Below are 12450 nucleotides of genomic sequence, written 5' to 3'. Positions count from 1 at the left end.
AGGTGCTCCGTGTGATCCGTCGGGAAGGGGTCAGATGCGCTCGACGATGGTGGCGACGCCCATGCCGCCGCCCACGCACAGCGTGGCGAGGCCGTAGCGCTTGTCCTGGCGCTCCAGTTCGTCGACGAGCGTGCCGAGGATCATCGCGCCGGTCGCGCCGAGGGGGTGGCCGAGGGCGATCGCGCCGCCGTTGACGTTGACCTTGTCCAGGGAGAGACCCATGTCCCGTACGAAGCGCAGCACGACCGCGGCGAACGCCTCGTTGATCTCGACGAGGTCGATGTCGTCGATGGTCAGTCCGGCCTTGGCGAGGGCCTTGCGGGTGGCGGGCGCGGGGCCGGTGAGCATGATGGTCGGCTCGGAGCCGGAGACGGCGGCGGACACGATCCGCGCGCGCGGGGTGAGGCCGTGGCGCTCGCCGACCTCCTTGGAGCCGATGGCGACGAGGGAGGCGCCGTCGACGATGCCGGAGGAGTTGCCCGCGTGGTGGACGTGGTCGATCTTCTCCACCCAGTGGTACTGCTGGAGGGCGACGGCGTCGAAGCCGCCGAGTTCGCCGATGTCGGCGAAGGACGGCTTCAGCTTGGCGAGGGAGTCGGCGGTGGTGCCCGGCCGCATGTGCTCGTCGTGGTCGAGGATCACCAGTCCGGTGCGGTCCTTCACGGGCACCACGGAGCGCTCGAAGCGGCCCTCCTTCCAGGCGGTGGCCGCGCGCTCCTGCGAGAGGGCCGCGTACTCGTCCACGTCGCGCCGGGAGAATCCTTCGATGGTGGCGATGAGGTCGGCGCCGATGCCCTGCGGGACGAAGTTGACGGCCAGGTTGGTCATCGGGTCGTTGAACCAGGCGCCGCCGTCCGAGGCCATCGGCACCCGGGACATCGACTCGACGCCGCCCGCGAGGACCAGGTCCTCCCAGCCCGAACGCACCTTGGCGGCGGCCAGGTTGACGGCCTCCAGGCCCGAGGCACAGAAGCGGTTCTCCTGCACTCCCGCCACGGTGTCCGGCAGCCCGGCGGCGATCGCGGCGATCCGCGCGATGTCGGAGCCCTGGTCGCCGACGGGTCCGACGACGCCGAGCACGATGTCGTCGATCGCGGCCGGGTCCAGGCCCGGGAAGCGGTCGCGCAGCTCGTGGATGAGGCCGACGACCAGGTCGATGGGCTTGGTGCCGTGCAGGGCGCCGTTGGCCTTGCCGCGCCCGCGCGGGGTGCGGATCGCGTCGTAGACGTACGCTTCAGTGCTCACGGGATGCCTTTCACTGAGGGTTCGGGGCGCTGAGGGGGCGGGCCCTCGGAGTGGTCGAGGGGTGCGGGGCTCTCACTGAATGATCGGTGCGAGGGTCACTTGCGGTTCACGGGCGAGGCGGCGAGTTCGGGAACGTTCCAGTCGCGGGCCACGTCCTCGGTGTCCGCGCCCGGGCGGGCCGGGCCGGTCCGGACGGTCGTGGGGGTCGCGGAGAAGCGGGGTGCGGGGGCGGGCTGGGTGAGGCCGGCGTGGTCGGTGAAGGTGCCGCGTGCGGCCAGGTGCGGGTGGTGCGGGGCCTCTCGCAGGGTCAGGACGGGTGCCACGCAGGCGTCGGAGCCCTCGAAGACGGCCGTCCACTCCTCACGCGTACGGCCTTTGAAGCGGGCCGCGACGGCCGCGCGCAGTTCCTCCCAACGGGTGACGTCCTTGCGGGCGTCGGCGTGCTCGGCGAGGCCCATCAGGTCCAGGAACTGCGCGTAGAACTGCGGCTCCAGCGCGCCGACCGCCATGTACCGGCCGTCGGCGGTCTCGTAGGTGCCGTAGTAGGGGCAGCCGCCGTCGAGGAGGTTGGCGGCGCGCCGGTCCTGCCAGCCGCCGGCGGCGAGCATGCCGTGGATCATCGCCGAGAGGTGGGCGGTGCCGTCGACGATGGCGGCGTCGACGACCTGGCCGGTGCCGGTCGCGCGGGCGTGGTGCAGCGCGGCGAGGACGCCGACGACGAGGTAGAGGGAGCCGCCCGCGTAGTCCCCGAGGAGGTTGGCGGGTACGGCGGGGGGCCGGTCGGGGTCGCCGATCATGCCGAGGGTGCCGGTGAGGGCGATGTAGGCGATGTCGTGGCCGGCGCGGTGGGCGAGGGGTCCGTCCTGCCCCCAGCCGGTCATCCGGCCGTAGACCAGCCTCGGGTTGCGGGCGTGGCAGTCCTCGGGGCCGACGCCGAGGCGCTCGGCGACGCCGGGGCGGTAGCCCTCGATGAGGAGGTCGGCGCGTTCGGCGAGGTCGAGCACGCGCGCGGGGCCGTCGGGTGCCTTGAGGTCGACGATCACCGAGCGCTTGTTGCGGTTGGTGATGTCGCGGGCCGGGTCGATCGCGAGGCCGGGGCCGCCGGGACGGTCCACGCGGACCACGTCGGCGCCGAGGTCGGCCAGCAGCATGGCGGCGAACGGGCCGGGGCCGATGCCGGCCAGCTCCAGCACGCGCACGCCCGCGAGCGGGCCCTGTCCGGGCGTTCCTGCCGCTGTCATCCAGCCCCCTCGCTGTGACACGACCGATGTAACACCAGTGATGTTAAGAACGTGTTCCAGTGGACACAAGATATGGACGCGCGCGACCGAGCAAGCGCTTGGACACCGTACCCGGCACAGGTGGCTCCGGCGCCCACCCTCGCGCGTCCGCTCTCCACACCTCACGCTAGCCTCGGCCGGCGACAGCGGCGCGGGCCGCGCGATCGAGGGGTGTCATGAGCAGGCTGAAAAAGACGGACCGTCCGTACGACATCGTGCTCTTCGGGGCCACGGGCTTCGTCGGGACGCTTACCGCGGAGTACCTCGCCGCGCACGCCCCGGACGGCCTGCGCTGGGCGATCGCGGGCCGCAGCGAGAGCAGGCTGGCGCGACTGCGCGACCGGCTGCCCGGCGGCTCGGGGATCGGGGTGCTGCGGGCGGACGTGGCCGACGCGGCGTCCCTGCGGTCCCTCGCTGAGCACGCGCGCGTGGTGGCCACGACGGTCGGCCCCTATGTGACGTACGGCGAGGAGCTGGTCGCCGCCTGCGCGGACACCGGGACCGACTATCTCGACCTCGCGGGCGAGCCGGAGTTCGTGGACCTGATGTACGTCCGTCACGACGCACGCGCGCGTGAGACGGGTGCCCGCCTGCTGCACGCGTGCGGCTTCGACTCGGTGCCGCACGACCTCGGCGTGTACTACACGGTCCGGCAACTCCCGGAGGGCATACCGCTGACGGTGGACGGGTTCGTGACCGTCGACGCGGCCTTCTCGGGTGGCACGTTCGCCTCCGCGCTGGGCCAGTTCGCGCGCGGTCGGCAGGTGGCGGCCGCGGCCCGCGACCGGGCCCGGCACGAACCTCGGCTGATGGGCCGGCGGGCCACCGCACCGCTGGGCGCGCCCCGCTACGCCCCGGAGGTCGGCGCCTGGGCGCTGCCGCTGCCGACGATCGACCCGCAGATCGTGCGCCGGTCGGCGAAGGCGCTGCCGCGCTACGGCCCGGACTTCCGCTACCGCCACTACGCGGCCGTGCGCCGGCTGCCGGTCGCGGTCGGCGGTGTGGTGGCGGTGGGGGCGCTGGCCGCCGCCGCGCAGCTGGCGCCCGCCCGGCGCCGGCTGTCGGACCGGCTGCGGCCCGGGGAGGGGCCGAGCGCCGAGAAGCGGGCGCGCAGCTGGTTCTCGCTGCGGTTCGTGGGCGAGGGCGGTGGCCGGCGGGTGTGCACCGAGGTCTCGGGCGGCGACCCCGGCTACGACGAGACGGCCAAGATCCTCGCCGAGGCGGCCCTGGCGCTGGTCCACGACGACCTGCCCGAGACGTCCGGACAGGTCACGACGGCGGTGGCGATGGGCGACGCGCTGACCGAGCGGCTGGTGCGCGCCGGCGTCCGCTTCCGGGTGGCGGCGCGCCGCTGAACCACCGTCGGACGGGCCGCTCCACGAGCGGTCCGGATCTCCCGACTCCGGGCGGCCCCACAACACCGCCCAGCCACCGCCAGACCAGCCACTCCGCAAGCCGCACGGACCACCCGAATCCAGGGCAGCCCCCGACCCCGCAGAGCCACCCTCAGACCGGCCACTCCACGAGCGTGTAGATCATTCCGGCGATCCAGCCCAGCGCCGCCAGCACGGCGAGGACCAGGGCGGCGTTCACTGCACGCTCGACGGGCCGTTCGGGGTCGGCGAGGGGCTTGGGGGCGCGGTGCGTCGTCATGCGACCCACCCTGCCGGGCGGGGCGGGCCGGCCACATCCGTACGGATACTCAGACGGCGTACTCAGCCCCTCCGGTCCCCCGCGGTGCCCGTCGCCTCCTTCAGCGCGCTCCGGCACAGCGCGTCCGCCCTGCGGGTGGTCTCCGGCAGGCGGTACGCCGGGGTGAGGGCGAGGGTGTGGGCGCAGGCGTTGGCCAGGCTCACCCGGTGGCCGACGGAGACGAAGACCGGCTTGACGCCGTCCCGGGTGCGCAGCGCGCGGCCGACCTCCTCGGCGCCGGCGAGCAGCGGGGCGGACGAGCCGCGGGGGGTGTCCGGCTCGTCGTAGGTGAAGGTGAACGGGTTCTTCGCGACGCCGATCGTGGGCAGGCCGGTGAGCACGCCGAGGTGGCTGGCCAGGCCGAAGCGGCGGGGGTGGGCGAGGCCGTAGCCGTCGCACACCACCAGGCCGGGGGGCCGGGGCAGCGCGTCGAGGGCGGCGAGGACGGTGGGGATCTCGCGGAAGGCGAGCAGGCCGGGCACGTACGGGAAGGAGATCCGGCCCACGACCGTGGCCTCGGCGACGACGTCGAGGGTCGCCGCGTCCAGCACCACGGCGGCGGCCGCCACGACGTCCCGCTCGTCGTCGTAAGCGACGTCGACGCCTGTCACATGGCCCGTCCCGGGCGCCGGCCCCGGCTCGTCGAGCACCACGCGCGCGCGTAGTTCGTCCTGGACGGCGCGGGCCTGTTCCTCGGTCGCGGGCCAGCCCGCGGGAATGCGTACGGTCGTCATGGTGGGCACGAGCGTACGGGGCCGGGGCAGCCGGAGGCGGGCCCGGGGGTGGCCTTGCGATCACGCGGGCGCGCGCCGGTGTTCAGCGCCTCTTCGGGTTTCTCGTCATCCCTTCTTGCGGTCCAGCGCGCGTTGCAGCTCGTCCTTGTTCATGTTCGAGCGGCCCTCGATGCCGCGCTGCCGGGCCTCGTTGTACAGCTGGTCCTTGGTGGGGCCGTGGGAGCCGACACGGCGGCCCGACCGCTGGCCGCCCCGCTTGCTGGAGGGCATGTCCTGGGTCGAGGTACGGCTGGCGGTCTTCGACTCGCCGGTGCGGGCGCGTTCCTTGTTCACCGTCCGTGCCGCGATCTCCTTGGCGCGCTCGGCGCTCTCGCCGCGCTCCTGGGCGCCCTTCTTGATGTGCTCGTACTGGCGTTCCCGTTTGGGGCTGGAACCGGCTGGCATGGGAGTCACTCCTCTCGCAGTCGGCATCCGAGTACCCCCGTGTCCACAGTCGTGTGCATGAAGGCGGTGACCGAGGTCACTCGACTTCGGTGTGCACTGATCGGCCGGTTCCGACGTCTCTTCCAGTGCCGGCCCTCACCCCACCGGAAGTCCGTCCCGCCGTCACAAGGGAGCAAGGCGTTGTCCACCGTCATCGAGCAGCCCGTAGAGGCCCGTCTGGTCGCCGCCGCGCCACGGATGCCCAGCATCCCCGCCACACTGCACTACGACCGCACCGACCCGTTCGCCGTCCGTATGACTTTCCCGGCCCCGTCCACCCTGGAGGGCGTGGAGGTCTGCTGGACCTTCGCCCGTGACCTGCTCGCCGCCGGCCTGACCCGCGCGGAGGGCCACGGCGACGTACGCGTCAGGCCGTACGGCTACGACCGTACGGTGCTGGAGTTCCACGCGCCCGAGGGCACCGCCGTCGTGCACGTCCGGTCGGCGGACGTCCGCCGCTTCCTGCGGGCGGCCGACGAGCTGGTGCCGGCCGGCCTGGAGCATCTGCAGCTCGACCTGGACCACGACCTGGCGGAGCTGATGCGGGACGCCTGCTAGCGCGTCCGCCCCAGCAGGGTGTTGAGCTCCGCGTGGTCGAGGCCGCCGGCCAGGGTGGTGTACGTCCCCGCGTCCAGCAGTTCCCGCGCGGCACGGCGGACCAGTGCGTGCGCGGCCTGGGCGAGCCCCGCGCCGACGCTCACGCGCGCGACGCCGAGCGCGGCCAGCTCGGCGACCGGGGGTGCGCCGGGCCCGGCCATGACGTTCAGCGGGGCGTCGACGCCGTCGGCGAGCAGCTTCACGGTCCCCGGGTCGACGGCCCCGGGGACGAAGACACCGTCGGCGCCCGCCGCGACGAAGGCGGCCGCACGCTCCAGGGTGAGGTCCACTCCCCCGGCACCGGTCAGGAACGTGTCGATGCGCGCGTTCACGAACAGCGGCACGCCCCGCGCGTCGGCCGCCTCCCGCGCGGCCGCGATCCTCTCGGCCTGCTCGGCGACCGGCCGCAGCGGCTCGCCCACACCGCCATGCAGCGCGTCCTCGATGTTGACGCCCACGGCACCCGCGGTGAGCACCGCGCGGACGGTGTCGGCGACACCCGCCGGGTCCACGGCGTAGCCGCTCTCGATGTCCGCGCTGACCGGGACATCGACCACGGCCCTGATGTCCGCGACGGCACGCACGGCGCGGTCGCGCTCCATCCGGTCGCCGTCCGCCGCGCCTAGGGCCCAGGCGACCCCGGCGCTGGTGGTGGCCACGGCGGCGGCACCCGCGCCCTGGACGAGACGGGCGCTCGCGGTGTCCCAGGCGTTCGGCAGGACCAGGGGCCGCCCCGGCACATGGAGGGCGCGGAAGGCCAGGGCGCGGTCGCGGAGGGCGGTGCTGTGCAGGTTCGTCATGCCGACCAGCCAAGCGGCGGGGGCGCGGGCGAGCCGGCAGGAATCCGACAAGAACACATGGCTGCCCACGGCGCGTCAATTGCGTTGACGTCCCTGCGCGGCCCTCCTACCTTGGGAAGCGGTTCTGTTGCCGCCGATTGGAGAAGGACGTTGCTCGTCTGAGGTCCTGAGACACCGCGTCACACCGGTGAGGTGTGTGCGCTGCGTGGCGACCTCGGCGTTCGAGCCGTCCTTGCGGAGCAGGGCCGTTTCCCGTGCTTCTCCGCCCCGTCTCCGCGGTGGTCGCCGCGTCCGGTGTCTCGATACGCGTTGCCCTGACCCACACACGCAACCGCGAGGCCCACTTGTATATCTCCCTTGCCTGTACGTCCCTCTCCTTCGCCTGGCCCGACGGCCGCCCCGTCTTCGAGGGCCTCGACGTCACCTTCGGCCCCGGCCGGACCGGCCTGGTCGGCGTCAACGGCTCGGGCAAGTCGACCCTGTTGAAGCTGATCGCCGGTGAACTCGCCCCCACCGACGGCGCGGTACGCGTCACCGGCGAGATCGGCCACCTCCCGCAGAACGTCACCCTCGACACCGCCCTGCGCGTCGACGAGGCCCTCGGCATCGCCGAGCAGCGCGCCGCGCTGCACGCCATCGAGTCGGGCGACGTGTCCGAGGCGCACTTCGAGACCGTGGGTGACGACTGGGACGTGGAGGAGCGCGCCCTGGCCACACTCGGCGAACTCGGGCTCGGCCACATCGGCCTGGACCGCACGACCGGTGAGCTGTCGGGCGGCGAGTCGGTGCTGCTGCGGCTGGCCGCGCTGCTGCTGCGCCGGCCGGACGTTCTGCTCCTCGACGAACCCACCAACAACCTCGACCTGTACGCGCGCCGACGGCTGTACGCGGCCGTCGCGTCCTGGCCGGGCGTGATGGTCGTGGTCAGCCACGACCGCGAACTGCTGGAACTCGTCGACCAGATCGCCGATCTGCGCGCCGGGGAGATCACCTGGTACGGCGGCAACTTCTCCGCGTACGAGGAGGCGCTCGCCACCGAGCAGGAGGCGGCCGAACGCATGGTGCGGGTCGCCGAGGCCGATCTGCGTCGGCAGAAGCGGGAACTGGCCGACGCCCAGGTCAAGTTGGCTCGCCGAAAGCGCTACGCCCAGAAGATGTACGACACCAAGCGCGAACCCCGCGCCGTGATGAAGCTGAAGAACCGCGCGGCCGAGGTGTCCGCGGGCAAGCACCGGATCATGCACGAGGAGAAGCTCGCCGAGGCCCGCGAACGGCTCGACGACGCGGTGGAGGCCGTACGGGACGACGACGAGATCCGCGTCGACCTGCCGTACACCGCCGTGCCGCCGGGCCGGAGCGTGCTCACCCTGCGGGACCTGGAGCTGGTCCACGGCGCGCGGATCGCGGGCGGCCTCGATCTGCACGGTCCGGAGCGGATCGCGCTGATCGGGCGCAACGGCGCGGGCAAGACCACGCTGCTGCGGACCGTCGCCGGGGAGCTGGCGCCGGTGGCGGGCGAGGCGACGGCGCATGTGCCGCTGCGCTTCCTGCCGCAGCGGCTGGACGTCCTCGACGGCGAGCTGTCCGTCGCCGAGAACGTGGCCCGGTTCGCGCCGGGTGCCACCAACAACCGGATCCGGGCGCGGCTGGCCCGCTTCCTGTTCCGGGGCGCCCGGGCCGACCAGAAGGCCGCGACGCTGTCGGGCGGCGAACGCTTCCGGGCGGCGCTGGCCGCGCTGATGCTCGCCGAGCCCGCGCCGCAGCTGCTGATGCTGGACGAGCCGACGAACAACCTCGACATGGCGAGCGTCCGGCAGCTCACCACGGCGCTGGAGTCGTACGAGGGTGCGCTGATCGTGGCCAGTCACGATCTGCCGTTCCTGGAGTCGATCGGCATCACACGGTGGCTGCTGCTGGACGGGGAGCTGCGGGAGACCGCACCCGAGGCGATCGGGTAGCGGCGACTCAGGAGCGCCACGGCCCGCGGACGACGGTTTTGCGTGCGCGGGCCCGCGCTGCATGATGGCGGGTCGGCGCTGCATCATGGTGGTGCCGACATTGCCATCGACCCGGAGATCCCCTCGTGCCCAGCAAGAAGGCCCTCGTCCGCCGCCCCAGCCCGCGCCTCGCCGAAGGCGTGGTCACGCACATCGAGCGGGAGAAGGTCGACGTGGAGCTCGCCGTCGAGCAGTGGGAGGCGTACGTCGAGGCGCTGCGCGCGCACGGCTGGGAGACCATCGAGGTGGCGCCGGAAGACGACTGCCCGGACTCGGTGTTCGTCGAGGACACCGTGGTGATGTACAGGAACGTCGCCCTGATCGCCCGCCCCGGCGCCGAGTCGCGGCGGGAGGAGACCGCCGGGGTGGAGGAGGCCGTGGCGCGCCTGGGCTGCTCCGTGAACTGGATCTGGGAGCCGGGCACGCTGGACGGCGGCGATGTGCTCAAGGTCGGCGACACGATCTACGTGGGCCGGAGCGGCCGCACCAACGCGGCCGGGGTCCAGCAGGTCCGGGCCTCCTTCGAGCCGCTGGGAGCGCGGGTGGTGCCCGTGCCCGTGAGCAAGGTGCTGCATCTGAAGTCGGCGGTCACCGCGCTGCCCGACGGCACGGTGATCGGGCACATCCCGAAGGTGGACCGCCCGTCGCTGTTCCCGCGGTTCCTGTCCGTGCCGGAGGAGGCCGGCGCCCATGTCGTCCTCCTCGGCGGGCACAAGCTGCTCATCTCGGCGAGCGCGCCGAAGACCGCGGAGCTGCTCACCGACCTGGGGCACGAGGTGGTCGTGGTGGACATCAGCGAGTTCGAGAAGCTCGAAGGGTGTGTGACCTGTCTCTCGGTACGGCTGCGGGAGCTGTACGCCTGACGGGTGAACGCCTCACCCCTTCGGCCCCGGGACCTGAGGGTTCCGGGGCTTTCACATGTCCGGGCTCCATGCCTCGGACATCTCCCGTTCATCCCGTTTCAGGCGGTCTGATCAGCGGTCTTTACGTCGCGCTTAACCTACGGATTCGTAACCTACGGCTTCGTAGCCTACGATCCCGTAGGTTCCGGCACCGCTCGCCGGAGCGTTCCGCTCCGTTTCACGTCCCCTGGAGTTCCCGTGACGATCGCTTCCCCTCATCTCGGCAGCCCCGCCGTCTGGACCGACGCCCGGCTGCTGTACGCGCTGGAGGAAGTGGTCGAGCAGGAGCTGAACCGGCATCTGAAGGTCGCCAAGGACTGGATGCCGCACGAGTACGTGCCGTGGAGCGACGGTCGTAACTTCCCCGGTCTCTTCGAGGACGGCGAAGCCTGGGACAAGGAGCAGTCCAAGGTCACCGAGATCGGCCGGATCGCGCTGGTGGTGAACCTGCTCACCGAGGACAACCTGCCCAGCTACCACCACGAGATCGCCTCCCTCTTCGGCCGCGACGGCGCCTGGGGCACCTGGGTGCACCGCTGGACCGCCGAGGAGGGGCGGCACGGCATCGTGATGCGGGACTATCTGCTCGCCTCGCGCGCGGTGGACCCGGACAAGCTGGAGCAGTTCCGCATGGCCCACATGAGCGAGGGTTTCGAGTCCGACAACCGGCACTCGATGCTGCACTCGGTCGCCTACGTGGCCTTCCAGGAGCTGGCGACCCGCATCTCGCACCGCAACACCGGGTTCCAGTCCGGCGACCCGGTCTGCGACCGCATGCTCGCCCGCATCGCGACCGACGAGAACCTGCACATGGTCTTCTACCGCAACCTCCTCAAGGCGGCCTTCGAGCTCGCCCCCGACCTCACCATGCAGGCGGTGCGGGACGTCGTGGTGAACTTCCGTATGCCGGGCCACGGCATCCCCGGCTTCGAGCGGGCCGCGGCGCAGATGGCGATCGGCGAGGTCTACAACCTGCGCATCCACCACGACGACGTCCTCCAGCCCGTCCTGCGCTTCCTGAAGATCATGGAGATCGACGGCCTCGGCCCCGAGGGACGCCAGGCCCAGGAGGAACTCGGCCTGTTCATGGGCGGCCTGGACGCGGAGGCCGTGAAGTTCGACGAGAAGCTCGCGGCCCGCAAGGCGCGGTTGGCGGCCCGGGCCGGGGGCTGACGGGGCACGCGCGTGAGGGGGGCGGGCGGCTGGATTCGAACCAGCGTGTCCCGGTTCTGGAGACCGGCGCGACTGCCTCTGCGCCACGACCCCGCCCTTGCGGACGATCGCACGGTCTTGGCCCGTTCGAGGGCAGCGGCGTTTCTGCGCCGGGGGCGCGGGTCAGTCCCTCCGGGGGTGCCGTGCGGTGCACGCTGCGTACGGCAGGCACGTCAGCCGGGACCGACGGCGGCCGGTCGTGGGCGCTCAGGGCCGACAGACGGCGTTTGACGCTGCCGGCGATGCCCTGGCCTAGGACGAGGCGGTGGGTGTGGTGGCGTGCCGGGCGTGGTCCAGGAAGCGGTGGGCCTCGCGGCTGCGCAGGCCGGTGCGGTGCAGGACCAGATGGGCCAGGCGGTGTTCGTCGGCCGCCAGTGCCTCGGCCACCGTCGACGCGTCCGTCAGGTCCAGCGGGTTGTCCGCCGCGCCGAGCACCGCGGCCGCGCGGACCCGGCCCAGGTCGAGCAGGGTCACGCCCGCACGCGTCGCCGCCACCGCCATCCGTGGGCCGCCGCCGGTCCGATGCCGTTGCCGGCGACCGACAGCCGGGTCAGCCGTCCGTACCTGGTCCGCTCCAGCGCCTCGGCCAGGCGGAGCGCGCCCGGTTCCCCCAGCGGGTTGCCGCCGACGAACAGCCGCTCGACGCGCCGTCCGGTCCGCCTTGCCGGGGCGGTGCGCCTGCCTCTGCGCTACGCCCGGACACGCCCCGGACACTGGCCGCGCCGCCGGAGACGATCACACCCGTTTACGGCGCCGACCCGGGGACCCGCACAGTCGCACAGCGGGAGTCTCGTGGTTTCAGGGGGACGTACGGCGGAGCTGCAGGCGCTCCTTCTCGGAGAGACCGCCCCAGACACCGAAGCGCTCGTCGTGGGTCAGTGCGTACTCCAGGCAGGCGGAGCGGATCGGGCACAGGCCGCAGATCCGCTTCGCCTCACGCACCGAGCTGCCGGGCTCGGGGAAGAAGAAGTCCGCCCCGGTCTGCGCGCACAGCGCCTCCTGCTGCCAGGCGAGGTCGGGCGTGGGGATCGTGTCGGTGTACATGGGACACAGCGTGGCGCGCGGCGAAAAACGTTCGCTCAACGCCGGATCAACGCGGCGGCCCGATGCCTCCGGCCGCCCGATGATGCCCCCGCGAGGCGGTCCGGCGCACGGCGGCGCGCGGAACATCCGCCGATGGCGAACGAGCCTGGTTCGCTGTGCTGAGTCGAGCTGTACACGCCGGACGTCGCCGTGCTGCCGTACTGCGAAGTCACGGCCACCGACGCGGTGGTCGGCAGAGCTCGGGAGCTGGGCGGCACCGTGCGGACCCGTACGGGGCCCGCTTCGCGGTGATCAAGAGCGCGCCGGCGCCGCAGTCCTGAGCGGCGGGCGGAGCCGCATCGGCCCGATGGTGCGGTGATGGCGGACTGTCTAGGTGTTCTGCCCACGGAGGTTGGTGACAGCGATCACTGACGTGTGATCTTGAAATGGGTGAGGGCCCTCTGGCTCGGTGTGGATTGCGAGAT

Annotated in this window: 13 protein-coding genes, 1 tRNA gene and 1 pseudogene; 6 read left to right on the top strand and 9 right to left on the bottom strand. The window is 72.6% G+C overall.

What is annotated here, in order from left to right; translation table 11 throughout:
- Window positions 1-30 precede the first annotated feature (30 nt).
- A complete protein-coding gene (locus tag ACH5AC_RS32560; protein ID WP_398865868.1) occupies window positions 31-1245 on the bottom strand; it encodes an acetyl-CoA C-acetyltransferase in 1215 nt (404 codons plus the stop codon).
- A gap of 95 nt (window positions 1246-1340) precedes the next feature.
- Entirely contained in the window at window positions 1341-2486 is a 1146-nt protein-coding gene (locus tag ACH5AC_RS32555; RefSeq protein ID WP_398865867.1) for a CaiB/BaiF CoA transferase family protein, read from the bottom strand.
- A 215-nt stretch (window positions 2487-2701) separates the two neighbouring features.
- On the opposite strand from ACH5AC_RS32555, the gene ACH5AC_RS32550 reads away from it, so the two are divergent.
- Window positions 2702-3880 (top strand): saccharopine dehydrogenase family protein, encoded by a 1179-nt coding sequence (locus ACH5AC_RS32550; protein ID WP_398865866.1) that lies wholly within the window; start codon window positions 2702-2704, stop codon window positions 3878-3880.
- 151 nt (window positions 3881-4031) lie between these two features.
- On the opposite strand, the gene mmpA is transcribed toward ACH5AC_RS32550, so the two are convergent.
- From mmpA to ACH5AC_RS32535, 3 genes are all read right to left on the bottom strand, one after another.
- Window positions 4032-4178: a morphogenic membrane protein MmpA gene (gene mmpA / locus ACH5AC_RS32545; protein ID WP_398865865.1), complete on the bottom strand. Its 147-nt coding sequence runs from the start codon at window positions 4176-4178 to the stop codon at window positions 4032-4034.
- A 62-nt stretch (window positions 4179-4240) separates the two neighbouring features.
- A complete protein-coding gene (locus ACH5AC_RS32540) occupies window positions 4241-4951 on the bottom strand; it encodes an endonuclease V (protein WP_398865864.1) in 711 nt (236 codons plus the stop codon).
- 105 nt (window positions 4952-5056) lie between these two features.
- Window positions 5057-5395, bottom strand: a complete 339-nt coding sequence (locus ACH5AC_RS32535) for a plasmid stabilization protein (protein WP_398865863.1) — start codon at window positions 5393-5395, stop codon at window positions 5057-5059.
- Window positions 5396-5575: 180 nt separating this feature from the next.
- On the opposite strand from ACH5AC_RS32535, the gene ACH5AC_RS32530 reads away from it, so the two are divergent.
- Window positions 5576-5992 carry an SsgA family sporulation/cell division regulator gene (locus tag ACH5AC_RS32530; RefSeq protein ID WP_398865862.1) on the top strand — a complete coding sequence of 139 codons (417 nt, stop codon included), beginning with the start codon at window positions 5576-5578 and terminating at the stop codon, window positions 5990-5992.
- Here the strand turns inward: ACH5AC_RS32530 and ACH5AC_RS32525 are convergent.
- Window positions 5989-6831: an isocitrate lyase/phosphoenolpyruvate mutase family protein gene (locus ACH5AC_RS32525; RefSeq protein WP_398865861.1), complete on the bottom strand. Its 843-nt coding sequence runs from the start codon at window positions 6829-6831 to the stop codon at window positions 5989-5991. The two genes, ACH5AC_RS32530 and ACH5AC_RS32525, sit on opposite strands and share 4 nt — an antisense overlap.
- A 344-nt stretch (window positions 6832-7175) precedes the next feature.
- Between ACH5AC_RS32525 and ACH5AC_RS32520 the strand changes: the two genes are divergently transcribed.
- The 3 genes from ACH5AC_RS32520 (at window position 7176) to ACH5AC_RS32510 (ending at window position 10903) form a co-directional block, all read left to right on the top strand.
- The gene (locus ACH5AC_RS32520) at window positions 7176-8789 is read left to right on the top strand and encodes an ABC-F family ATP-binding cassette domain-containing protein (RefSeq protein WP_398865982.1); all 1614 of its coding nucleotides are present in this window, start codon (window positions 7176-7178) and stop codon (window positions 8787-8789) included.
- Window positions 8790-8914: 125 nt separating this feature from the next.
- On the top strand, window positions 8915-9691 hold the full coding sequence (ddaH, locus tag ACH5AC_RS32515; protein WP_398865860.1) for a dimethylargininase: 777 nt from the start codon (window positions 8915-8917) through the stop codon (window positions 9689-9691).
- Window positions 9692-9928: 237 nt separating this feature from the next.
- Window positions 9929-10903: an acyl-ACP desaturase gene (locus ACH5AC_RS32510; protein ID WP_398865859.1), complete on the top strand. Its 975-nt coding sequence runs from the start codon at window positions 9929-9931 to the stop codon at window positions 10901-10903.
- Between the two features lie 19 nt (window positions 10904-10922).
- Here the strand turns inward: ACH5AC_RS32510 and ACH5AC_RS32505 are convergent.
- The 3 genes from ACH5AC_RS32505 to ACH5AC_RS32495 all read right to left on the bottom strand — a co-directional run bounded on the left by ACH5AC_RS32505 (window position 10923) and on the right by ACH5AC_RS32495 (window position 11986).
- A tRNA-Trp gene (locus ACH5AC_RS32505) sits at window positions 10923-10999 on the bottom strand.
- A gap of 195 nt (window positions 11000-11194) precedes the next feature.
- Entirely contained in the window at window positions 11195-11437 is a 243-nt protein-coding gene (locus ACH5AC_RS32500) for a hypothetical protein (RefSeq protein WP_398865858.1), read from the bottom strand.
- Window positions 11438-11740: 303 nt separating this feature from the next.
- Window positions 11741-11986 carry a WhiB family transcriptional regulator gene (locus tag ACH5AC_RS32495; RefSeq protein ID WP_398865857.1) on the bottom strand — a complete coding sequence of 82 codons (246 nt, stop codon included), beginning with the start codon at window positions 11984-11986 and terminating at the stop codon, window positions 11741-11743.
- A gap of 192 nt (window positions 11987-12178) precedes the next feature.
- Here ACH5AC_RS32495 and ACH5AC_RS32490 point away from each other — a divergent pair.
- Window positions 12179-12306 (top strand): annotated as a pseudogene (locus ACH5AC_RS32490) (VOC family protein); the annotation flags it as partial.
- Between the last annotated feature and the right edge of the window lie 144 nt (window positions 12307-12450).

Source organism: Streptomyces sp. NPDC018693, assembly GCF_044391385.1.
In the GTDB taxonomy this organism is placed as follows: domain Bacteria; phylum Actinomycetota; class Actinomycetes; order Streptomycetales; family Streptomycetaceae; genus Streptomyces.
This window is presented reverse-complemented; position numbering and strand designations above follow the sequence as displayed.